General features: G+C 42.3%; 22 protein-coding genes. 15 read left to right on the top strand and 7 right to left on the bottom strand.

Annotated elements, in window-relative coordinates:
* Positions 1–31: 31 nt before the first annotated feature.
* The 4 genes from MHH58_RS08040 to MHH58_RS08025 all read right to left on the bottom strand — a co-directional run bounded on the left by MHH58_RS08040 (position 32) and on the right by MHH58_RS08025 (position 2,354).
* The gene (locus MHH58_RS08040) at positions 32–394 is read right to left on the bottom strand and encodes a fluoride efflux transporter FluC (RefSeq protein ID WP_135098229.1); all 363 of its coding nucleotides are present in this window, start codon (positions 392–394) and stop codon (positions 32–34) included.
* Complete coding sequence (locus MHH58_RS08035) at positions 387–752, bottom strand: fluoride efflux transporter FluC (RefSeq protein ID WP_135098227.1); 366 nt, start codon at positions 750–752, stop codon at positions 387–389. The genes MHH58_RS08040 and MHH58_RS08035 overlap by 8 nt, the downstream gene beginning before the upstream one ends.
* A gap of 18 nt (positions 753–770) precedes the next feature.
* Positions 771–1,757 carry a proline dehydrogenase family protein gene (locus MHH58_RS08030; RefSeq protein ID WP_135098225.1) on the bottom strand — a complete coding sequence of 329 codons (987 nt, stop codon included), beginning with the start codon at positions 1,755–1,757 and terminating at the stop codon, positions 771–773.
* A gap of 93 nt (positions 1,758–1,850) precedes the next feature.
* Positions 1,851–2,354 (bottom strand): gamma carbonic anhydrase, encoded by a 504-nt coding sequence (locus MHH58_RS08025; protein WP_135098223.1) that lies wholly within the window; start codon positions 2,352–2,354, stop codon positions 1,851–1,853.
* A gap of 79 nt (positions 2,355–2,433) precedes the next feature.
* Between MHH58_RS08025 and MHH58_RS08020 the strand changes: the two genes are divergently transcribed.
* On the top strand, positions 2,434–3,240 hold the full coding sequence (locus MHH58_RS08020) for an alpha/beta hydrolase (RefSeq protein WP_341345574.1): 807 nt from the start codon (positions 2,434–2,436) through the stop codon (positions 3,238–3,240).
* Between the two features lie 19 nt (positions 3,241–3,259).
* On the opposite strand, the gene MHH58_RS08015 is transcribed toward MHH58_RS08020, so the two are convergent.
* Positions 3,260–3,808, bottom strand: coding sequence for a class I SAM-dependent methyltransferase (locus tag MHH58_RS08015; protein WP_341346097.1), 549 nt, complete (start codon positions 3,806–3,808; stop codon positions 3,260–3,262).
* Between the two features lie 51 nt (positions 3,809–3,859).
* Here MHH58_RS08015 and MHH58_RS08010 point away from each other — a divergent pair, with 51 nt between their 5' ends.
* The 4 genes from MHH58_RS08010 (at position 3,860) to leuS (ending at position 9,270) form a co-directional block, all read left to right on the top strand.
* Complete coding sequence (locus MHH58_RS08010) at positions 3,860–4,612, top strand: ABC transporter ATP-binding protein (RefSeq protein WP_341345573.1); 753 nt, start codon at positions 3,860–3,862, stop codon at positions 4,610–4,612.
* On the top strand, positions 4,587–6,149 hold the full coding sequence (locus tag MHH58_RS08005) for a putative ABC transporter permease subunit (protein ID WP_341345572.1): 1,563 nt from the start codon (positions 4,587–4,589) through the stop codon (positions 6,147–6,149). Before MHH58_RS08010 ends, MHH58_RS08005 begins: the two co-directional genes overlap by 26 nt.
* Positions 6,150–6,154: 5 nt before the next feature.
* Positions 6,155–6,616, top strand: coding sequence for a methylated-DNA--[protein]-cysteine S-methyltransferase (locus tag MHH58_RS08000; RefSeq protein ID WP_341345571.1), 462 nt, complete (start codon positions 6,155–6,157; stop codon positions 6,614–6,616).
* Positions 6,617–6,855: 239 nt separating this feature from the next.
* A complete protein-coding gene (gene leuS / locus MHH58_RS07995) occupies positions 6,856–9,270 on the top strand; it encodes a leucine--tRNA ligase (RefSeq protein WP_341345570.1) in 2,415 nt (804 codons plus the stop codon).
* Between the two features lie 97 nt (positions 9,271–9,367).
* On the opposite strand, the gene MHH58_RS07990 is transcribed toward leuS, so the two are convergent.
* Positions 9,368–10,621, bottom strand: coding sequence for a BaiN/RdsA family NAD(P)/FAD-dependent oxidoreductase (locus MHH58_RS07990; RefSeq protein WP_341345569.1), 1,254 nt, complete (start codon positions 10,619–10,621; stop codon positions 9,368–9,370).
* Between the two features lie 83 nt (positions 10,622–10,704).
* Here MHH58_RS07990 and MHH58_RS07985 point away from each other — a divergent pair, with 83 nt between their 5' ends.
* The 7 genes from MHH58_RS07985 (at position 10,705) to MHH58_RS07955 (ending at position 19,024) form a co-directional block, all read left to right on the top strand.
* Positions 10,705–12,339, top strand: a complete 1,635-nt coding sequence (locus tag MHH58_RS07985) for a putative polysaccharide biosynthesis protein (protein ID WP_341345568.1) — start codon at positions 10,705–10,707, stop codon at positions 12,337–12,339.
* Positions 12,339–13,028 carry a pseudouridine synthase gene (locus tag MHH58_RS07980; RefSeq protein WP_341345567.1) on the top strand — a complete coding sequence of 230 codons (690 nt, stop codon included), beginning with the start codon at positions 12,339–12,341 and terminating at the stop codon, positions 13,026–13,028. The genes MHH58_RS07985 and MHH58_RS07980 overlap by 1 nt, the downstream gene beginning before the upstream one ends.
* A gap of 76 nt (positions 13,029–13,104) precedes the next feature.
* Complete coding sequence (locus MHH58_RS07975) at positions 13,105–13,938, top strand: hypothetical protein (protein ID WP_341345566.1); 834 nt, start codon at positions 13,105–13,107, stop codon at positions 13,936–13,938.
* 495 nt (positions 13,939–14,433) lie between these two features.
* Positions 14,434–15,843 carry a dipeptidase PepV gene (gene pepV / locus MHH58_RS07970; protein ID WP_341345565.1) on the top strand — a complete coding sequence of 470 codons (1,410 nt, stop codon included), beginning with the start codon at positions 14,434–14,436 and terminating at the stop codon, positions 15,841–15,843.
* Positions 15,844–16,294: 451 nt separating this feature from the next.
* Positions 16,295–17,086: a phosphotransferase family protein gene (locus MHH58_RS07965; RefSeq protein ID WP_341345564.1), complete on the top strand. Its 792-nt coding sequence runs from the start codon at positions 16,295–16,297 to the stop codon at positions 17,084–17,086.
* A gap of 22 nt (positions 17,087–17,108) precedes the next feature.
* Positions 17,109–17,741 carry a tRNA (guanosine(46)-N7)-methyltransferase TrmB gene (gene trmB / locus MHH58_RS07960; RefSeq protein ID WP_135098202.1) on the top strand — a complete coding sequence of 211 codons (633 nt, stop codon included), beginning with the start codon at positions 17,109–17,111 and terminating at the stop codon, positions 17,739–17,741.
* 86 nt (positions 17,742–17,827) lie between these two features.
* On the top strand, positions 17,828–19,024 hold the full coding sequence (locus MHH58_RS07955; RefSeq protein ID WP_135098200.1) for a MalY/PatB family protein: 1,197 nt from the start codon (positions 17,828–17,830) through the stop codon (positions 19,022–19,024).
* 14 nt (positions 19,025–19,038) lie between these two features.
* Here the strand turns inward: MHH58_RS07955 and MHH58_RS07950 are convergent, their stop codons facing one another.
* On the bottom strand, positions 19,039–19,335 hold the full coding sequence (locus MHH58_RS07950) for a hypothetical protein (protein ID WP_115884084.1): 297 nt from the start codon (positions 19,333–19,335) through the stop codon (positions 19,039–19,041).
* Positions 19,336–19,405: 70 nt separating this feature from the next.
* Between MHH58_RS07950 and MHH58_RS07945 the strand changes: the two genes are divergently transcribed.
* From MHH58_RS07945 to MHH58_RS07935, 3 genes are read left to right on the top strand one after another with little or no spacing between them, the layout of a single operon-like run.
* Entirely contained in the window at positions 19,406–20,479 is a 1,074-nt protein-coding gene (locus tag MHH58_RS07945) for a M42 family metallopeptidase (protein ID WP_135098198.1), read from the top strand.
* Positions 20,480–20,482: 3 nt separating this feature from the next.
* The gene (locus tag MHH58_RS07940) at positions 20,483–21,472 is read left to right on the top strand and encodes a PTS transporter subunit IIC (RefSeq protein WP_341345563.1); all 990 of its coding nucleotides are present in this window, start codon (positions 20,483–20,485) and stop codon (positions 21,470–21,472) included.
* 15 nt (positions 21,473–21,487) lie between these two features.
* Entirely contained in the window at positions 21,488–22,297 is an 810-nt protein-coding gene (locus MHH58_RS07935; protein ID WP_341345562.1) for a DUF1444 family protein, read from the top strand.
* The last annotated feature ends 6 nt before the right edge of the window (positions 22,298–22,303 follow it).

Genomic DNA, 22,303 nt, shown 5'->3' with positions numbered 1-22,303 from the left:
GGGGTATTCATATCCTTTTTGTATTATAGGTTTAAACAAACATGCTCCCGGCAATTAATCCGAAAGCGACTGCCACTAAAGTAAAGAATATAGTACTTAAGGAGTATTTAAAGAACAATTTTGTTTTCTTTTCCCGGAGGAGGTTAAACTGATCTAATGCAAATTGTGAATATGTCGTAAAGCCGCCTAAAAATCCGGTAACGATAATTAAGTAATACTGCGTATTTTCTACAACGAGCATTACTGTAAAACCCATCAGAAAGGAACCCAGTATATTGATCGCCATCGTATTATAAGGAATATCGTTATCTTTAAAAACGGGGAGCTGGTGTATATACGCGCGCAGGCTCGCGCCAAGTCCTGCTGCAACCATCATTGTTAAAATATTAATCATTTACTTTTTTGCCTCCGAGCGTAAATCCAAGGAAGACAGCGATGACTCCGAGGATAAGATTGCTGCCGAGATAGGCAAGAAACATGACATAATCTCCGTAGGAAAGCAGCAGATAATGTTCATAACTCAGCATCGAAAATGTCGTAAAACTGCCGAGGAATCCCGTAATTAAAAAACTGTACATCGACGGTTTTAATTCTTTTGCGATAAAGAAACCGATTAACAAAGCGCCGGCCATATTCACTATTAAAGTACCGCTGAAAAACGGCAGCTGCAGCGTCAGCGCGCCTATGGATAGTAAAAAGCGCAAAAGTGCACCGAGTGCTGCACCTGCGCCTATACTTAAATATTTATTCATAAAAATTCCAATCTAATCTTAGTTTTTAATTGCTTTACGTACAAGTGCAAGTCCTGCTACCGCAGCAACCGCTGCAGCACCGGCTTGTACTTTTTTGCTTGAAGTCAGAGACTTAACGACCAGGTTAAGGTTTTGAGGTCTCTCTGCCAGTCTTCTCATGAAGTAGGCGTACCAGTCTGTTCCGTACGGTACATAGACACACATGTTATAGCCGCGGGCGACCAGATCCTGCTGATAGTCTTTACGGAAACCGTACAGCATCTGGAATTCAAATTTGTCTTTTGAAATACCTTGCGTTTCGATAAAGCGAATCGTTTTTTCAATAATGTTGTGGTCATGTGTTGCAATTGAAGTAAAGCCGCTGCCTTCTACTAAGTGCGTTTTAATAATTTCAAAATACGACTGATCGATATCTGATTTATTCTGATAAGCCAGTGTTGCTGGTTCTTTGTAAGCACCTTTAACTAAACGGATGCGGTTATCTTTATATTTTCTGACGTCTTTTTTAGCATCGTAAAAGTAAGCTTGAATAACTGTACCCACGTTGTCGTATTCTTTCAGAAGTTTGTCTAAAATGTTCAGCGACGGTCCTTTGGACACGTAGTTTTCCATATCCAGATTGACGAACAAGTTTGTTTCTTTTGCTGTATTTAAAATTTCTTTTATATTCTCATAACAAAAAGCTTCATCGATGTGTAAACCGATTTGAGACAGTTTAACTGACGCATGAGCATCGATGCCTTCTTTTTGTATTGCTTTAATCATTTTAATAATATTATTTTTCTCTTTCAGAGCTTCGCCGCGATCGGATATGAATTCTCCGAGATTGTCGAAAGTTACACTCATACCCTGATTATTTATGTCGGAAAGGCAACTGAGAGTGTCATTTACACCCGTTCCTCCGACTACTTTTTGTGCACCAAACCTGAGCCCCATTTGTTTTGATGCATCATTTAAAATTTTGTTCTCCGATAAACCGATGAAAATATCCCTAACTACTCCCATTGCTAATCCTCCTGTAAATAAAGCGTTTTCTTTTTATGCTTAATTCATTATATCGTCTTTTTACTAAGAAAGGGTGTAAAAAATATTATTTATTTATTTTTTATAGTTGGGAATGTGACCAACATATGTCTCGTTGATACGTTTCATTTCCTCAAGGTCTTCTGAGGTCAACTCTCTGACCACTTTTGCAGGACGTCCGAATGCAAGCGTATTCGGAGGGATAACTGTTCCTCCCGTAACGAGCGAGCCCGCACCGACAAAGGCATTTTCTCCGATAACTGCCTCATCGAGCACAATTGAATCCATGCCGACCAGTGCACCCTGTTTTACAGTGCAGCTGTGCAGTGTCACCTTATGGCCAATTGTTACATTGTCTTCCAGTGTCAGCGGCAGACCCGGTGTCTGGTGCAGAACAGATAAGTCCTGAACGTTCGTATTATTGCCGATACGGACAGGAGCAATATCACCCCGGACGACCGAACCGAAAAATACTGATGAATTTTCTCCGATTTCAACATCTCCAATTATTGTCGCATTTGGTGCGATAAAGGCAGAGTCACTAATTTTTGGTGTATGATTTTTATAATCTATTATCATTTTAAATTTCCTTTCCCATCTCAAATGTTATAATAAATTCATCATATCAAATTTGCATTTATTTGTAAGGAGAAAGCTTATGTGGAAGTGGGAGACAGAAAACGAACCAAAGGGTGTCGTGGTCATTGTTCACGATTTGCTGGAACACCATGAGTACTACGATGAGCTGACGGTAAAACTACGCCGTGACGGCTATCATGTCATTATCGGAGACCTGCCGGGACACGGTCAGACAACGCGTGTAAACAAAGGTCATATCAACAGCTTTGAACAGTATGTGGAAAGAGTGGCGGAGTGGCATTCACTCGCGGTGCAGTACGATCTGCCGACCTTTATAATCGGGCAGGGGCTCGGTGCTCTAATTGCACTGGAAGCGCACAGACAGAACAGAATTCAATCCGACGGCATCGTCGCCTTAAACCCGCTCTTGTCATTTAAACAGTCATTTATGAACCGCAAAAATACAATATTGACGAGCGTGCGCGTAACCAATGATGAAGCGAGATTTAATCTCGGGATTAAAATGAATTACTTTACACAGGATAAGCGGTTCTTAGAGCGTTATAAAAGAGATGAACTGATTGTCGACAGGGTGAGCTACCAGTGGTACAAGACTATTATCAATCAGATGAAACTGACATCGGAGAATATGGAGGAAGTCAGCGACGTGCCCATATTAACAGTAATGAGCAATGACGATCAGATCATCAATCCTTATTTATCTGCGAAGTATATAAAGCGGGCATTGTCGGATGATTTCCGTTTTACAATGCTGAATTCAGAGGAACACAGCATATTCCAAAGAGAAAATATAGAATATCCGTATTATTTAATGACGCAGTTCTTTAATGCGCAGCTGTTTTCAATAGGTATAATAACGGATTAATTGAAGTAAGAATATATTCTTACTTCAATTTTTCTATTACCAGCAGAAACGGCGCGCTGTTTTTCTGGTTAATATACTGATACTTGAGCACCTGCGCCTTATCCTGCGGCCAGGCCGACAAGTTTTCAAGCAGTGCATCCCGTTCGATTTTCCCGCTGTCGTGGCCGTGGTAGACAACGATTATTATCCGGCCGCCGGGGGTCAGTAAATTAAACAAGGCATCGACTGCTGTAATCGTAGTATCGTAAACAGTCGTAATTGATTTATCGCCGCCGGGAAGATAGCCGAGGTTAAAAATACCTGCTTTTACAGGTGTGCTGATATACTTGGATATATTTTCATGGCCATCATGCACGAATGAAATATTGTCGGCCTGGTATTTTTCACGGGCGCTGTCTATTGCTTCAGCCTGTACATCAAAGCTGTATATATGGCCGTCCGGTGCAAGGCGGCTGAGAAAAGCTGTATCGTGGCCGTTGCCGCAGGTGGCATCGACTAATATATCTTCTGCGCTAACAATTTCTTTAATGAAATCCTTTCCGGCAGGGAGTATTCTTTGCAGCATAATATCAATCCTTTCAATTTCTATTAATTTTATCATAAGAAGGTTGGGTCTTTAATGATTACTGCCAGTAATTTAACTAAAAAATACGGCGAGAAGACAGCCGTTAAAAACATAAATCTTTCAGTTAAAAAAGGGGAGCTGTTTGCTTATCTCGGGCCGAACGGTTCCGGTAAATCCACGACGATAAAAATGCTGATGGGACTCCTTGAACCATCGGACGGTTCCGTTGAAATACTGGGCGAACCTATGCATTTAAACAATACGGAGCTGAAAAGAAAAATCAGTTTCGTTCCCGACTCCCCCGATATTATCGGCAAACTGACCGGCAACGAATATTTAAACTTCGTTGCGAGCATTTACAAGATGGATAAAGAGACGTATAAAAATAAACGCGAAGAACTCGTTAACATGTTCGAACTCGGTAATGATCTCGGTGTGCTGGTCGAAGAATATTCCCACGGCATGCGTCAGAAACTTGCCGTGATTGGTGCGCTGATGCATTCTCCGGAAGTTATTTTTCTCGATGAACCGAATGTCGGCCTCGACCCGAAAAGTAACCGCGAACTTAAAAATTATTTGACGGACTACGTGCAGCAGGGGAATACGGTCTTTCTGACCACGCATACGTTAAGTCTGGCAGAAGAAATCGCGGACAGAATATGTATCATTTATCAAGGTGAGATTAAGGCGCTTGGAACGCTTGCCGAACTGCGCGAACAGGCGGGGATGGGCAGGACGCTCGAGGATATATTCCTGGCACTCACAGACGGGGAGGACGTGCATGTTCAAGAGCATACTGAAAGTTGAAGCACAGTCCAGACTGAATTATTTTAAAGCACTCGGTACGGGGAAGATAATATTATATTTATTCCTCGCGTTTATCCTGCTCGTTATGCTTGTTCCGGCGGTATGGATGATTTTAAATATATTTCTTTTTAATGCAGAAGAAGTGCTGATCGGTAAAGCGATTCTGCTGCTGTCGCTGTTTCTTGTTCCGGTATTGTCGCTGTTTTTAGTGAACGGCATTATTAAAGAAATGTTTATGGATAAAAATATCGATTCATATTTAGTGCTGCCTGTTACGCCGAGAGCAGTATTTTCGGTAAAATTATTTTATCAGTTTACCTTTAAAGTACTGCCGGTTGTACTTTTTATCAGTTTAGCTGCAGGACTGACGCTTGCTGCAAGGTATGAAGCGCCGCTGCTCGCAGTAAGCAGTATCGTTTATTTTCTGTTTATTGGAGCACTCAGTACAGCGGCTGCCTATATTGTCGTATTTCTTGTGACTAAAGTGTCGTCAGCGAGACGTGTCGGTGAGGTCTTAACGCTCTTCGGCGGCGTCGCAAGTGTACTGCCTTACTTCATTATAATGGCAGGCGGGCAGTATTTAAGACCGGTAATCAACATGATGCCGAATGTTGACTTTATCTTTTCAGGCTTTCTATATAATCCGGAAATGCTGAGATACATTTTGCTCCTGCTTGTTTTTGCAGCTGCATCCCCAGCTTTAATTGCACTCGTCCTGAATTACGTTACTGCCGCTTTTGTTAAAGGAACGGCGACTGCAGGAAATTTAGAGCACAAAAAAACCGCAGCAGCGGAAACAGGTTCACCGGTCCGTGCTCTTTTGAAAAAAGATATGACCATGACGAAACGTGATTTTAAAGAATGGTCGGCAGTGCTGCCGCAGTATTTGTTCCCGTTTGTCTTTTTATTTTTGCTGACTTCAAATCCGCTGATTTACGGCGGTGAATCATCATCGGATGATCAAGTAATGATTTCAATTGCCTTTGCAGGTTCGATTATGATTTCACTGTTTGTCGCTGCGATGAATACCGCAAGAGACGTTCGTACGTATGACTTTTTAAAAATGATGCCGGTCAGCGGCCTCGATATTGCCAAAGCAAAATATTTATATAATTTTATAACGATTACACCGATGTATATTATAATTACAATTATTATTTACTTTATACTGGATGTGCCGGTGACGACTTTAATTTATGCAGTGGGGATCTCGGTGCTGCTCGTGCTGACAATTGCGCCGCTCGGCATGCTGCTCGGCGCAATGAACCCTGTTGTATCCAAAAAGAATCCGGCGCAGCGTCTCGATACAGCTGCGAATATTATTATTTCAGTGACTATTTTTGTCCTGATATTTTTAATGGGATATATGACACAGTTTACCGTCGGCTTTAACGGAGAAGAATATGTGCTGAAGCACGGGACTATGCTGATAGTTATCGGGGTGCTGATTATTTTAAGTATTTTATCCTATGTGTTTCTCTTAAGAAAAACGGGTGCGAAGTATGATGAAGGCTATAATATTACCTATAAGGACTGATGATCATGACAAGTACTGTATATTATCATAAATTTGATATCGGCTGGCTCAGAATTGAATCTCTGGATGATGCGATTATAAGAATCGACTATGCTGACACTCCCGAAGTATCTGATAATCCGGATAAAGTAATTAAGCAGTGCATCAGCGAACTGAACGAATATTTCAGCGGAGAACGCGAAACTTTTGAGGTGAAAATTAAGCCGGAAACTCACGGTACTCCGTTTCAGCAGTCAGTTTGGGAAGAGCTCCGGCAGATTCCTTACGGAGAAACAATCAGCTACAAGGTGCTTGCTGAACGCATCAGCGGCAGCAATTATTCGCGTGCTGTTGCCAATGCCAATGGTAAAAACCCGATTTCGATTATTATTCCATGCCACAGAGTCATCGCGAGCAACAATACGCTCGGCGGATATACCGGCGGCCTGGATAAGAAAAAACTGCTCTTATCTGTTGAAGGCAGATAGCCTTGCTATATTAATGAAATTCAGCTATATTATTAGTATCAGAAGCAGTAGCAGAAACGTTTCTTTAAGAGAGCCGGTGGCTGGTGGGAACCGGTATTAACGTCAAGTGAACTTGTCTGTGTTAATTTCATATCTTTTAAAGTTGCACATAATGTGAATGCGGGTGGTACCGCGGTCGTATAGATCGTCCCATATCTTTTTTAGATATGGGATTTTTTTATTTAATAGGAGGAAAACCAATGACGTTTAAACACAGAGACATCGAAAAAAAATGGCAGCAGTACTGGGAAAACAACAAAACATTTAAAACCGAAGACGAAATCGGCAAAGAGAAATTTTACGCCCTCGATATGTTCCCGTACCCGTCAGGTGCCGGACTTCACGTCGGTCATCCGGAAGGCTACACAGCGACAGATATCGTCAGCCGCATGAAACGCATGCAGGGCTACAATGTGCTCCACCCTATGGGCTGGGACGCTTTTGGTCTGCCTGCAGAACAGTATGCAATTGACACCGGCAATGATATTCATGCTTTTAACGAAAAGAATATCGATAACTTCCGCCGTCAGATCAAAGAACTTGGTTTCAGCTACGACTGGGACAGAGAAATTAACACGACAGATCCTGAATACTATAAATGGACACAGTGGATTTTTATCCAGCTGTATAAAAAAGGACTTGCCTACGTAGATGAAGTACCTGTGAACTGGTGTGAAGCACTCGGCACAGTGCTCGCCAATGAAGAAGTTATTGACGGCAAGAGTGAACGCGGCGGCCATCCGGTAGTAAGGAAACCGATGAGACAATGGATTCTCCGTATTACTGAATACGCTGACCGTTTATTGGAAGACCTTGATGATCTCGATTGGCCTGAATCATTAAAAGATATGCAGCGCAACTGGATCGGCAAATCAGAAGGGGCAAACGTCACTTTTGAAATCGATGGTTTCGATGAGTCATTCTCTGCGTTTACAACACGTCCGGATACGATATACGGAGCAACGTATGCAGTTCTTTCTCCAGAACATAAATTAATTGATAAAATTACTTCTGATGAAGAAAGTGAAGCGGTTAAAGCTTATCAGGAAAAAGCGGCGCATAAGAGCGAGCTCGAACGTACTGATCTTGCGAAAGAAAAAACCGGTGTGTTTACAGGTGCTTATGCAATTAATCCATTAAGCGGAGAAAAACTGCCGATTTGGATTGCAGACTACGTTTTAGCGTCTTACGGTACTGGTGCAATTATGGCTGTTCCGGCGCATGATGAACGCGACTATGAATTTGCTAAGCAGTTTGATCTTAAGATACTTCCGGTGCTTAAAGGCGGAAACATAGAAGAGGAAGCATTTACCGGCGAAGGTGTGCACATTAACTCAGGAGAGCTTAATGGACTTGGCCTCGAGGATGGTATTAAGAAAGCAATTGAGCTTCTCGAAGAGAAAAATGCCGGCGAAGCAAAAATTACTTACAGATTAAGAGACTGGCTGTTCAGCCGTCAGCGCTACTGGGGAGAGCCGATTCCTGTAATTCACTGGGAAGACGGCACGATGACGACAGTTCCTGAAGAAGAATTACCGCTCGAACTGCCGGTAATGACTGAAATCAAACCGTCAGGTACAGGCGAATCACCGCTTGCAAACCATACTGAGTGGATTAATGTTGTCAGAGAAGACGGCGTTAAAGGCCGCCGCGAGACAAATACAATGCCGCAGTGGGCCGGCAGCAGCTGGTACTTCCTGCGCTTTATCGACCCGCACAATACGGAACAGCTGGCTGACCCTGAAAAACTGAAACACTGGCTGCCTGTAGATTTATATATCGGCGGTGCAGAGCATGCGGTACTGCACTTACTTTACGCAAGATTCTGGCACAAGTTCCTGTACGACCTTGGCGTTGTTCCGACGAAAGAGCCGTTCCAAAAATTATATAACCAAGGAATGATTCTCGGTGAAGGCAACGAGAAGATGAGTAAATCAAAAGGCAACGTAGTAAACCCGGATGATATTATTTATTCTCACGGGGCAGATACGCTGAGACTGTATGAAATGTTCATGGGGCCGCTCGATGCATCAATCGCATGGAGTGAAAATGGTCTGGACGGGGCGAGAAGATTCTTAGACCGTGTATGGAGACTCATAGTTAATGAAGAAACAGGTGAACCTGCAGCGAAAATCGTCGACAAAGAAACACCTGATCTCGATAAAGTTTATAATGAAACTGTGAAGAAAGTAACGGAAGACTTTGCATCGCTGCTGTTTAACACGGGTATTTCACAGCTGATGGTATTCGTAAATGAAGCCTACAAAGCTGAAGAAGTCAGCAAGTCTTATATCGAAAACTTTGTTAAACTGCTGTCTCCTGTAGCGCCGCACATCGCGGAAGAATTGTGGAGTATTTTAGGCAACGAAGAAACACTTGCCTATGCAGAATGGCCTGCCTACGATGAATCAAAACTTGTAGAAGATACAGTGGAGATCGTTGTACAGGTTAACGGCAAAGTTAAGAATAAACTGGAAATCGAAAGAGACCTCACAAAAGAAGCAACAGAAGAACTTGCACTGGCTGATGAAAAAATTAAAGAAGCTGTAGAAGGAAAAACGGTGCGTAAAGTAATCGTTGTACCTCAGAAATTAGTGAATATTGTAGCTAATTAATATAGAACACCGCTCCGGGCCTGATTGCAGACCGGGGAGCGGTGCTTTTTTTGTGCAGTGTATGGTAATCATCCAAATAAAAGAGATTAGATGAGATCTACCTGTTTGAACAGTGATATCCTGCCACATAGCCGGTAACCAGTGCGCTTGTAATATTGTATCCGCCGGTGTAGCCGTGAATATCCAGCACTTCTCCTGCAAAGTGGAGTCCCTCGATTAACTTGCTCGACATGGTAGACGGGTTAATTTCTTTTAAGTTAACGCCGCCGCCTGTAACAAAGGCTTTTTCAATTGACTGAGTGCCGTTTACGTTGAACGTAAAGCGTTTGAAAAATTCAACAAGTGCCTGTTTCTGCTGATTCGATACGTGGTGGCCGCTGGTGCTGCCGTCGATTTTTAAATACTCAAGCACGAAATTAATCAGCCGTTCCTGGTGTATATTTTTTAAAATATTTTTCAAACTTTTATCGACATTGTCTTTAATAGTTTTATTAATGTATTCCTGCATTTCACCCATCGTATACTGCGGGAAAAAGTCGAGCTGCATTTTAATGTTTTCTTTCTTCTGAGACAATTGCTCTTTATAGACGAACTGGCTGCAGCGGAGGGCAGCAGGGCCGCTCACGCCAAAATGAGTAAAAATCATATCCATCTGATGAGTAACACGGGGTTTGCCGTTTTTCTTTAAGACAGATAAAGCAACGTCGTCAAGACTGATGCCTTTTAAGGAACCGTCAGTGAAAAAACGCTGGTTGGATGTAATCGGCACCTCAGTCGGAAACAGGTCGGTGACTGTATGCCCGAGTGTTTTTGCAAATTTGTGGCCGTCACCTGTTGAGCCTGTCTGCGGCACGCTTTTGCCACCGGTCGTAATAATGACATTGCGGGCGTTAAATGTATCTCCATCGCTTGTTTTTACGCCGGTAATTTTATCGCCTTCAGTTAATACTGCAGCAACTTCCGTTTCAAAACGGATGTCTACTTTATTCTGTTCGAGCTGTTCTAAAAATACATTCAGCACATCTTTTGCTTTGTTCGAAACCGGGAACATCCGGCCATGGTCTTCTTCTTTTAATTTTACACCGTTGGATTCGACGAAATTAATAATTGATTCATTGTCGAAGACAGAAAATGGGCCGTATAGAAATTTTCCGTTACCCGGTATATGTTTAATAATTTCTTCATAAGGCAGACGGTTGGTAACATTGCAGCGGCCTCCGCCTGAAATCAGCAATTTTTTGCCGAGCTTTTTATTCTTTTCGATTAAAAGCACCTTGTTATTGTTTAAACTTGCAGCGTAGGCTGCCATAATTCCGCTGACACCGCCGCCGATTACTATTGTATCGTACATGAGTTTTCTCCTTTTAGTTTTAAAGTATTCCTTTATCCATTATAATAATGGGTATGTTTATTATAGATAAGAAGGGTTAATATATGTCGGATCAGAAAAAGATGTTTCGCGGTACATTCCTTTTAACCGCGGCTACATTTACTACCCAGATTTTGGGAATGCTTTATTTAATTCCATTTTACAGCATAATGGGCGGAGAAGAAAACCTCGCTCTTTACGGGTATGCTTATACACCGTACACAATTATGCTGTCGATTGCCGCAGCCGGCGTTCCCGGAGCGGTATCGAAATTCGTTGCAAAGTATAATGCGCTCGGTGCTTACGAGACTAGTCAGAAACTTTACAAATCAAGTCTCGTTGTCATGATGGTTTCAGGTATTCTTGCTTTTCTTGCTTTATATTTCATGGCGCCGGTTATCGCTGAAGCACAAAGTGCAGCAGGCGGGGGCGGAGAACACCGCTGGAGCACCGAAGATATCACCAGTATTATACGCGTAATCAGTTTTGCAGTCATTGTTGTACCATTTATGGCAACGTGGAGAGGGATTTTCCAGGGACACGAGTCATTCGGCCCGACGAGCGTCTCTTCAGTTGTCGAGCAGATTTTACGTATCGCAGTATTGTTATCAGGTGCCTTTATTGTTATTAATGTAATGGACGGTTCGATAAAAACCGCTAACGAAATTGCCGTTTTTGCTGCTTTTATCGGAGCGGTCGGTGCAACTGTAACACTCGCCGTATTCTGGAGAAAACGCAAACCGTTTATGGCTGAGCAGCGTAAACAGGATACGAGCGGCATTGACTTGTCCTACGGTGAAATGTATAAGGAAATTATCCGCTACGGTCTGCCGTTTATCATTGTCAGCGTGAGTATTCCGGTCGTCTTATTTATCGACCAGATGACGCATAATAACGCATTGACACTCGCTGGCGTGCCAGGCAGTGTGCAGGATTCATGGTTCGGGATGCTGAACCTGACAACGCACAAACTCGTGATGATCCCAACAGCATTCGCATCTGCCTTTGCGATTACTATTTTACCGTTCATCACAAAAAACTATCAGCAGAAATTATTTGATAATGTTCATAGCCAGGTGAAATCGATGATTCTGATGCTCCTGTTTTTCGTTATCCCGGCAGGTATCGGGATGATGATTTTATCAGCACCGATCTATACATCGTTTTACAGCTATAATGAAGTCGGAATTATGATACTGACTTTTTATGCACCTGTCAGCATTATCATTTCCTTGTTTTCTGTGACGTGCTCCATCGTTCAGGGAATAGACAAGCAGCACCTGACGTTTTACGTAGTCATTGTCATGCTTGTCATCAAAGCGGCTATCAACATTCCGCTGATTATGAACTTTTACACAGTCGGCGCAGTCATGGGGACAGCCATCGCTCTCGGTGCCGGAGTAATTATGAACCTGATTATTATTAAAAAACACGGAAAAATTCGTTTCCGCGCCTTCGTCGCACCGATCTTTCAGATTATTGTATGCGCGCTGGCAATGCTGTTGGCAGTAGAACTTGTATACTACCTGCTGATGATTAATATCGATGAAATGACGACTTTAAATTCTGTTTTAACACTGTTAATTACAGTTCCGGCAGGTGTGCTTGTTTATCTGTTTATTTCATTTAAAACAGGACTTGCAGATGAAGTGCTCGGAGACCGGGCAGGGAAAATCCGACAGAAAGTGAAGTTTTTATAATGAGACTGGATAAATATCTTGCGAATGCAAATCTCGGCAGCCGCAAAGAAGTCAATAAACTGATTAAAAAAGGAGATATTTCCGTTAACGGGGATATCGTTAAAAGTCCAAAGACAGACGTCAGTTACGATGACGAAATTTATTATATTGATGTTCCGATTGTCCTGGAGGAATTTATTTACTTTATGATGAATAAGCCGGACGGAGTAATATCTTCAACGGAAGAAGGGCCGACGGAAACAGTCATCGATTTAATCGCCCATCCGCAGCAGGGTGAATTATTCCCTGTCGGCAGACTGGACAAAGATACGGTGGGGCTTTTGTTTATTACAAACGACGGCAAACTTGCCCACCAGCTGCTGTCTCCTAAAAATGAATACTATAAAACGTATCACGTGACACTGAGAGACGAAGTGTCACCGGAAGATATCATCAGGCTTGAAACGGGAATTGAATTGAAGGACTTTACAACTAAACCTGCAAAAGCGGAACTATTAAGTCCAAACGAAGTATCGCTGTCGATTACTGAAGGAAAGTTTCATCAGGTTAAGCGGATGTTTTCAGCCACCGGCAATGAAGTTATCAGGCTGAAGCGGACGGGCTTTGCATCATTGATACTGGATGAAACACTTGCTGAAGGCGAATACCGCAGGTTAACTGAAGAAGAAATAAAAAATTTAAATAATTAAGTTTAGAATATCCAGACCAGGGTATATTTTATATTAAGTCCAATGAAAAACAATTTTATAATATGAGGTGTATCAAATGGGAAAATTATTTAATTTAGTATTTAAAGTCGGTGCGGTACTCGGTATTGCATATGCTGCAAAAAAACTTGCAGACAATAAAGATGCTGTAAAAGAAGAATATGCGAAAGCGAAAGAAGATCCGAAAGGCTATGCACAGAACGTGCAGGAGAAAGCAACTGCAAAAGTGCAGGATGTTCAGTCTAAAGCTCAGGAAGAGTATTCTAAAGCAAAAGAAGATCCAAAAGCTTACGCAGAAAACATGCAGAATAAAGTAACTGACAAAGCAAAAGAAGTACAGTCCAAAGCAAATGAACAGATGGACGCTGCTAAAGACAAAGCCGAGGAAGTACAGTCTAAAGCGAACAAAAAAGTAGATGAAGCAAAAGACAAAATTGATGATGCGCAAACTAAAGCAAACGAAAAGGTAGATTCAGCGAAAGACAAAGCTGATGACGTTCAGTCTAAAGCGAATAAAGAAGTAGATCAAGCAGCAGAAGACCCTGAAGCTTACAAAGAAAAATTAAAAGAAAAAGGTCAGAAAAAAGCGGACGAAGTAAAAAAAGACGCTAAAAAAGAAATGAATAAAGATAAATCTGATGCAGATGCTAAACCGGATAGAGAGACTCCGGATAATGTTGATCAAAGAGAATCTGTACTCGCAGATGAAGGTGGACTTTCAGAAAGCGAAGTAGAGAAATTCGAAGAAGAGCACGATGTTGATGTTGTTGGAGAAGCAGGCGCTAAAGATGAAAATCATAACGTTCATGTCGTTACTGATAACAATAAAAACAGTAATAACAACAAGAACAAAAACAACAATAATAAGAATAGCGGCAAAAACAAGCAATAATTAAGCAAATTTAAAAGGCTTAGACAAAAGCCTTGAAGCAATAAGAGAGATGGCTTGAAAATCTTGATTTTAAGATTTTCAGGCCGTTTTTTTATAGAGTAGATTAAAGACGGATTGTCAGAAAAGTTTCCTCAAGATCACTGTCATGCCAACCTGGTTTGATGGGGTTGGCATGACCGGAGCTCATGTATACGCAAGACTCGGTGCGTTGGCATGACGGGATCTCATGTATACGCAAGACTCGATGCGTTGGCATGACGGAAGCTCATGTATACGAAAGACTCGATGCGTTGGCATGACGGGTGCTCATGTATACGAAAGGCGCGATGCGTTGGCATGACGGAAGCTCATGTATACGAAAGGCGTGATGCGTTGGCATGACGGAGTCTCATATATATCCCAGTCCCTTTTCTCAAAATTTCTCCCACACCAAAACTGAAAAAACTTATTAAAAAGTATATAATAGAAGAAAATCTCTTGCTGGAGCTGATAATAATGGATGCGAAACAATTAGTTAGTCAATATAAAGATGATTTAATCAAGGATTTGATGGGGCTGCTCTCAATTGACAGTGTAAAAAGTGATGCAGTTAAGGACGCGCCTGTCGGTGAAGGGCCGAAACAAGCACTCGAATATATGATTAATCTCGGAGCACAAGAAGGACTGCCGACGAAAGTTGTAGATAATCTTGCCGGTCATATTGAATTTGGTCAAGGTGAGAAATTGTTCGGTGTTCTCGGACATGTGGATGTAGTGCCGCCGGGCAAAGGATGGACGTCGGAACCATTCGAACCGGTCCTTGCCAATAATGAAATTACCGCGCGCGGTGTACAGGACGATAAAGGCCCGACAATGGCTGCTTATTACGCCTTGAAAATTTTACATAACGAAGGGTATAAATTTAATCAGCGTGTCCGTCTAATTGTCGGCACGGATGAAGAGTCAGACTGGCAGTGTACGGATGCTTACTTCAAAAGTGAAGAAATGCCAGATGCCGGATTTTCTCCCGATGCTGCTTTCCCGGTTATTCACGGAGAAAAGGGAATTACTTCGTTTAATATCGTCCAGACGAATCTCGATGATGAATATGTCGACAGCGATATTGAATTAAAAGCATTTATTTCCGGTGAGCGTTACAACATGGTGCCGGAGTCTGCGGAAGCGAAACTAAAAGTTCTGACACAAATGAGCTCAATTATTCAGGCTTACGAAGGGTTTATCCGGAAAACAGGAAATACCGGAAAATACGAAATTGACGGCGGCTTCTTAAAACTTGAACTGTCCGGCAAAAGTGCACACGGTTCGACACCGGAAGAGGGTGTGAACGCCGGTACCGAGCTGCTTAAGTTTCTTGCGGAAATTGAGCTCGACACAAATGGCAGGCAGTTTGTCAATTTTGCAGAAAAATACATCATCGGCAATTTAAGCGGCGAACAGTTCGGCATGGCGCATCATCACGAGGAGATGGGAAATGTCAGTGTAAATACAGGCATGATTAACTATACGGAAGTTGACGGCGGTATTTTCGGGGTGAACTTAAGATATCCGGCTGGTCTTGATTTTGATCAGGGCATTGAAAATTTGGAAGAAACGATAAAAGAAACAGGTTTTACAATTGAAGATATCAGTGACCAGAAACCCCATTATGTCGATAAGAATGACCCGCTTGTTTTAAAATTGCTGGAAAGCTACCAGAAGCACACCGGTGATGACAGTGAAGCATTTACTATCGGCGGAGGAACCTATGCGCGCACCCTTGAAAGGGGTGTCGCTTTCGGTGCAATGTTCAGCGATACTGTTGATACGATGCACCAGAAAGATGAGCGTATGAATATCGATGAACTGCTGCTGGCAACAGCGATTTATCTGGAAGCTTTATATAATACGTGTGTGGTTAAACCTTGACTTTAATGCTTCAATTTACACATTAAATGAATATCTGCTGCTTAATGGACAGGCAATAATAACAGATATTTTTGAAGAATCAAACATCGGGTATACAGTATATGAAAGAATGAAATCCTCTATTCCCAGAAGGCGTAAAACCTGTTATACTAACATTTGCTTCTTTGCTCGTGGAACGGGTCCGATTCAGGCAGCCGAGTAAAAATTGAGCTTTAAAATCAGTACATCATTCAGTTAACTTTAAACAACATTTTGTTTAGTGTATAATAATTTATCTGAACAACATCACAGTTGCTATGTACTAACATTCAGTTGGCAAAAGTATTACATCTTTTGTCCTTGAAATAAAACATTAAACCCGATAAAATTTTAAACACGAACTAAATTTGCGCTATCTAATTAAATATTATAGCGCAAATTTTTATTTGAACGATGAAACGAGGTGTAAGAATTGGATCATTTCTATCAACTCGGCTGGCAATTAGATCCTTTAGGAGGCCCATCCGGTGAAGCTTATAAAGCTGAGCAGGACGGCCGCAAATTATTCCTGAAAAGAAACGCCAGCCCTTTCCTAGCGGCGTTATCCGCAGAAGGCATCGTCCCGAAACTCGTTTGGACAAAACGGATCGAGACGGGCGAAGTGGTAACAGCACAGCATTGGAAAAATGGCCGGGAGTTGACACGTGAAGATATGGGAGGGCTGCGGGTCGCAGCGCTGATGAGTAAGATACACACATCAGAACCGCTTCTCACGATGTTAAAACGTCTCGGCATGAAACCGATGCTGCCGGAAATTTTACTTAACAAAATACAGTCATCGTTATCTCCGAAAGTTAACGCCCATCACGTCGTTAGAAATGCTATCCAATACCTCGAGAACGCAGTGCCGGAAATTGAGGTTGCAGATTGCAGAGTGTGCCACGGTGATGTAAACCATCACAACTGGCTGCTTTCTGATACGGACGAGCTCTTTTTAGTCGACTGGGAAGGTGCAATGATTGCAGACCCGGCCATCGACCTCGGAATGATCTTATATCCGTATGTTGAACACAGCGAGTGGGACAGCTGGCTCAGAGACTACGGAGTAGAACTCGATAACGACCTCCGCTCCCGCATGAAGTGGTATACTTTTGTACAGGCAATTACGATGATTCAATGGTATGAAGACCGGAAACGATTTACTGAAATGAACGAATGGATATTATTCCTGTCGAAAGCTATGGACAAGGACCGTCTTATTTAATAATTGAGAGTAGTGAATATTTTTGAGAATGCGCAATAAGCCCTGGGCGATTGATTATCTGGAATCAAATGACCAGCTTGTGGATGTTAACAATAATTACAGTAAAAAAATAAAAGAGTTTTTCAGTAAGGATCAGCCGCTTCATATCGAAGTCGGTACAGGCATGGGGACTTTTATTACGACGCTTGCACAGAATAATCCCGATATTAATTACGTCGGGATTGAAATAGACAAGAACGTTATGATCCGCGTAACGGAAAAGGTAGTAGATCTCGGGTTAGAAAATGTAAGACTCGTGCTTCTGGATGCCAACAAACTGATGGATTACTTTAATGAAAACGAAGTCGATAAAGTCTATCTGAACTTTTCCGATCCATGGCCGAAGAACCGTCATGCAAAGAGAAGGCTGACACACAGCAATTTTTTATCGAGTTATAAACAGCTGTTAAAAGAAAACACAATTGTGGAATTTAAAACGGATAACAGAGGACTGTTCGAATTCAGCCTGATATCGATGAATACATACGGCATGAAATTCGAAAATCTGAACCTCGATGTTCACGCTGATGAACCCGAAACGAATATCCGTACTGAATATGAAGAAAAATTCTCGCAGCGCGGTCATAAAATATATTGGATTCAGGCATCTTTCTAAGGGAAGGTGCTTTTTTATATTCGTGTATTATCCCTTAAACAATGTTAAAATGTAAGGATACAAAACATTTAGAGTGGAGGAATATAATGACACAGTTCGATTTCAATAAAACTACGTCAAGAGAAGGTACATACAGCGTTCAGTACGACGGCACCGAAGCTTTATTCGGAGCGACAGGACTCGAACCTTTCTGGATTGCGGACATGGATATAGAAACACCCGAAGTCATCAGAGATGCGATTAAAAGACGTGTCGACAACGGGATATTCGGTTATACGATGTGGCAGAACGAGCGTTTTTACGAACCGATAAAACACTGGTGGAAAACGCGCTTTAATATTTCTTTAAACGAAGATGATATTCACTATGCTGCTTCGGTATTATATACTGTCGGGGAAGTGATGAGGCAGACGACAAACGAAGGAGACGGGGTTATCTTAACGACGCCATCCTACAACTCATTCCCGAATTTAATTAAAGGGAATGACCGTAAAATAGTGGAGACACCTCTGATTTACGATGAGAGTAAAAAGGAATACTTTTTAAATACAGAAGAGTTTAAGAATCTGTGCGCGCGTGAAGATGTAACTTTATATATTCACTGCAACCCGCACAATCCGACCGGCAAAGTCTGGTCAAAAGAAGAGCTGTCTGAAATTAAGAAAATCTGCCAGGAAAACAAGGTATATTTAATCAGCGATGAAATTCATATGGATTTTGTCCGTCCGAAAGAGGATTTTGTGTCGATGGTATCGCTGCTTGAAGAAAATGATTCCGTGCTCGTAACGACCGGACTCGGGAAGTCATTTAACCTGGCGAGTATTCCGCACTCTTATTTTATTACAAAAGACAGAAATATTACGGCTGATATTACTACTGCAATGGGGAGCAGATATAATGTCAACACAGCTTCCAGTCTCGCACTCGCGGCGATAGAGGCTGCTTATACGGAATGCGGGGAATGGATTGACCAGCTGAACGATCATGTGGCAGAGAACTTCCAGCTGATCAGCGACTATATCGACGAGCATCTGTCCGAATATTTATCATTTGATATTCCGAAGGCAACTTATCTCGGCTGGATCAGTTTTGAAAAATCCGGCCTGGATGCATCAGAGGTCCACAGAGCTCTTGTGGAAGTCGGCGGAATTGCTGTGTCTCCGGGCAAACTGTATCTGGACGATGAGAACAAACATTTCAGATTCAATGTTGCTTCGAGCAGGACACGTATAGAAGACGGTCTTGACCGCATCAGAAAAACATTTGAACATTTAAGCAAATAAAAAAATCATGGGGATTACTGAACAGTAATCTCCATGATTTCAGCTGTGTAAGGATCTGCTAAAAAGTTATATTTCACCGTATTTTCATCATTGCCGACATGCAGCACACCGCTTACGGTGTTTGTATTTAAACCAAAACGGTTTTGGCCGTCTGCCTGGTAGTCGAGTGAAATGAATGAAATGTCTTCAAATTGAAGGTGCAGGTTATCGACAATTTTCTTCGTATCGACTCTGCGGTGCAGTAATAACCATACTAATAGCGGAATAACCGTTACAGCCAATAATGTAAATACAATCAAATTACGCTTCATATGTACATCCTCCTTATGAAGTAGTTTAACACAGAATATTAAATAATTAACAATTAAAAGGGGTATTTTCATGGAACTGTCGAAAAAAACATTGGAAAGAATGAAGGCTTTAACAGAATTGCACGGTGCTCCCGGATTTGAAGATAAAGTACGTGAATACATGAGAGCTGAACTGTCGGAATATGCTGATGAAATTATTCAGGATGGCCTCGGCGGTATTTTTGCAGTCAAAAAGAGCAAAAATAAAAATGCTCCGAAAGTTCTTGTCGCAGCTCATATGGACGAGGTCGGTTTTATGGTCACTGAACTGACGGACAACGGCTTCCTTAAATTTACGCCGCTTGGGGGCTGGCCGACTGATGTTTTATTAAGTCAGCGGTTTTCAGTACGCACAGCATCGGATGAAGAAATTACAGGCGTTATCGGCAGCGTGCCGGTTCACTTCAGAAGAGGTGAAAACAAGGAGACTAAAATCGAAGACATGCTTCTCGATGTGGGTGCGGACTCAAAAGAGGAACTGCTTGAAATGGGGATCAATCTCGGTGATTCTATCGTGCCGAAAGTCGATTTTCAGGTTCTTAAAAATGACAAAAAATTACTTGCCAAAGCTTGGGACAACAGATATGGCTGCCTGATTGCGATTGAAACGCTCGAGTCGCTTAAAGATACTGAGCTCGACTGCGATTTGTATATTGGAGCAAATGTTCAGGAAGAAGTTGGACTCCGCGGAGCGAAAGCCAGCGCTAATATGATTAAGCCCGATATTGCTTTCGTTGTTGACTGTTCACCGGCCAACGATATGATGGGCAAAAAAGACGATCTTGGCAAGATAGGAGAGGGAACTCTGCTTCGTCTGTTTGACCGCACTATGATTCTTTCTCCTAAAATGCGGGAGTTTCTGCTCGATACAGCCAAAGCTTCGGATGTTAAGTATCAGTATTATCACTCACCGGGCGGAACGGATGCCGGCAGCATTCATGTCTCAGGGAACGGAGTGCCGTCAGCTGTAGTCGGTATTTGTTCACGCTATATTCACACGGCGAACTCCATTATTAACTATGAGGATTATTTGCATGCACATAATTTATTAACTTCACTGATTAAAAACGTCAATAATGAAACTGCAGACAGAATCCGGGGATAAGCTATGAAAAACATACTGCACCGCTGGTTTATAGAAGCGATGAGTTTTATGGCACTCGGCTTATTCGGCACTTTAATCATCGGTCTGATTATTAATACTGCGGCATCTTATATCCCGTTTTTAAGCAGCCTGTCGGTAATCGGCGATACAGCACAGAGCTTAACAGGCGCTGCGATCGGTGTTGCCATTGCTTACGGCTTGAAGTCTCCCCCGCTCGTTATTTTCTCGGTGCTCGCTGTCAGCCAGCACGCTTATGATCTAGGCGGGGCGGCTGCGAGTTTTATCGTAAGTTTAATAATTATTGAAGCGGCGAGACTTTATCAGCAGAAAACGAAACTCGATATAATCTTGACACCGCTGTTTACTTTAATTGCCGGTTTTCTGATCGCCGGTTTAATCGGCGAAGCAGTAGGCGGTGTAATGACGGGGCTTGGCGATATTATCGTCTTTGCGACTGATCAGCAGCCGTTTATGATGGGCATTCTTGTAAGTGTCGTCTTCGGCATCACGCTGACAGCGCCGCTGTCGAGTGCGGCTCTTGCTCTCATGCTCGACTTAAGCGGTGTAGCCGCCGGTGCAGCAGTTATCGGCTGCTGCTGCCATATGGTCGGGCTCGCTGCGATGAGCTACAAAGATAACGGCGTATCCGGTGTCATTTCAATCGGTGTCGGCACATCGATGCTGCAGGTGCCGAATATACTGAGGAATCCTTTCATTATTATGCCGTCAGTTATCGCCAGTGCAATTATTGCACCGATTATGACTGTCTTTTTTCCGATGGAAAATAATGCAGCCGGCGCAGGCATGGGAACGAGCGGCTTCGTCGGCCAGATTATGGCAGTTGAAACGATGGGGCTGTCGATGTCCACTGTTATGCTGATTCTGGTATTTCATATCGTTTTACCTCTAATTGTAACTCTGATATTCTATAAACTGTTTAGCTTTTACGGGTTTATTAAACAGGGCGATCAAATTATTAGCTTAGGTAAATAACACAGGAGGTAAATCATGAATATTTATAAATTGCGTGATCTGATTATTGAAAGAATCACGGCAAAAAGAAATGATGTTTCACATAAATTCAACCGCGAAAAGGAAGAACTGCGCGTTGAGCGTACTGATAACGGCCAGGGAATTACAATTGCTTTATCAAAAGCACTGAATAAAGCGAAGAATGATGATAAAATTATAGATGAACTTGTTTATTATATCGATGAATCTCTGACGCGTATGGGCGAAGAGAAAATCGATGCGGAGACAGCGGCGATTTACCCCGTTGTCCGTGCAACGAGTTTCCCCGATAAAACTAAAGGCGGCGAGCCGTTTATCATTACACCGCATACGAATGAAACGAATATTTATTATGCAGTTGATTTTGATAAGAGTTACCGATTAATCGACGAAGCATTGCTTGACTCTCTCGGCATGTCGGAAGAAGATATGAAAGTGCTCGCGGAAAACAATTTAAAAAATCTGCCGGTTGAAATTAAAAAACAGACAGTTCAGGACAATGATTTTTACTTCATTAATCATAATGACGGCTACGATTCGTCGCGTATTTTAAATACGGACTTCCTGCATGAAATGCTGGAAAAAACAGAAGGCGAAATGCTGGTCGGCCTGCCGCATCAGGATGTGCTGATTATAGCGGACTGTAAAAATAACGTCGGCTACGATATTATGGCACAGATGATGATGCAGTACTTTGCAGAAGGACTGACACCGATAACATCTCTGTCGTTTTCATACGACGGAGCTAAGCTGCAGCCTGTATTTATATTAGGCAAGCAGAGAAATTACAATAACAAAAACAAATAGCGAAGA

The organism is Jeotgalicoccus sp. FSL K6-3177 (assembly GCF_038050175.1).
GTDB lineage: Bacteria > Bacillota > Bacilli > Staphylococcales > Salinicoccaceae > Jeotgalicoccus > Jeotgalicoccus nanhaiensis.
Note: the sequence above shows the minus strand (reverse complement) of the source record. Positions and strands in the feature narration are given on the sequence as shown.

Bases quoted from the DNA above. Each gene is read 5' to 3' on its own strand.
- MHH58_RS08040 (WP_135098229.1), bottom strand. From the start codon at position 394: ATGATTAATATTTTAACAATGATGGTTGCAGCAGGACTTGGCGCGAGC.
- MHH58_RS08035 (WP_135098227.1), bottom strand. From the start codon at position 752: ATGAATAAATATTTAAGTATAGGCGCAGGTGCAGCACTCGGTGCACTT.
- MHH58_RS08030 (WP_135098225.1), bottom strand. From the start codon at position 1,757: ATGGGAGTAGTTAGGGATATTTTCATCGGTTTATCGGAGAACAAAATT.
- MHH58_RS08025 (WP_135098223.1), bottom strand. From the start codon at position 2,354: ATGATAATAGATTATAAAAATCATACACCAAAAATTAGTGACTCTGCC.
- MHH58_RS08020 (WP_341345574.1), top strand. From the start codon at position 2,434: ATGTGGAAGTGGGAGACAGAAAACGAACCAAAGGGTGTCGTGGTCATT.
- MHH58_RS08010 (WP_341345573.1), top strand. From the start codon at position 3,860: ATGATTACTGCCAGTAATTTAACTAAAAAATACGGCGAGAAGACAGCC.
- MHH58_RS08005 (WP_341345572.1), top strand. From the start codon at position 4,587: ATGTTCAAGAGCATACTGAAAGTTGAAGCACAGTCCAGACTGAATTAT.
- MHH58_RS08000 (WP_341345571.1), top strand. From the start codon at position 6,155: ATGACAAGTACTGTATATTATCATAAATTTGATATCGGCTGGCTCAGA.
- leuS (WP_341345570.1), top strand. From the start codon at position 6,856: ATGACGTTTAAACACAGAGACATCGAAAAAAAATGGCAGCAGTACTGG.
- MHH58_RS07990 (WP_341345569.1), bottom strand. From the start codon at position 10,621: ATGTACGATACAATAGTAATCGGCGGCGGTGTCAGCGGAATTATGGCA.
- MHH58_RS07985 (WP_341345568.1), top strand. From the start codon at position 10,705: ATGTCGGATCAGAAAAAGATGTTTCGCGGTACATTCCTTTTAACCGCG.
- MHH58_RS07980 (WP_341345567.1), top strand. From the start codon at position 12,339: ATGAGACTGGATAAATATCTTGCGAATGCAAATCTCGGCAGCCGCAAA.
- MHH58_RS07975 (WP_341345566.1), top strand. From the start codon at position 13,105: ATGGGAAAATTATTTAATTTAGTATTTAAAGTCGGTGCGGTACTCGGT.
- pepV (WP_341345565.1), top strand. From the start codon at position 14,434: ATGGATGCGAAACAATTAGTTAGTCAATATAAAGATGATTTAATCAAG.
- MHH58_RS07955 (WP_135098200.1), top strand. From the start codon at position 17,828: ATGACACAGTTCGATTTCAATAAAACTACGTCAAGAGAAGGTACATAC.
- MHH58_RS07950 (WP_115884084.1), bottom strand. From the start codon at position 19,335: ATGAAGCGTAATTTGATTGTATTTACATTATTGGCTGTAACGGTTATT.
- MHH58_RS07945 (WP_135098198.1), top strand. From the start codon at position 19,406: ATGGAACTGTCGAAAAAAACATTGGAAAGAATGAAGGCTTTAACAGAA.
- MHH58_RS07940 (WP_341345563.1), top strand. From the start codon at position 20,483: ATGAAAAACATACTGCACCGCTGGTTTATAGAAGCGATGAGTTTTATG.
- MHH58_RS07935 (WP_341345562.1), top strand. From the start codon at position 21,488: ATGAATATTTATAAATTGCGTGATCTGATTATTGAAAGAATCACGGCA.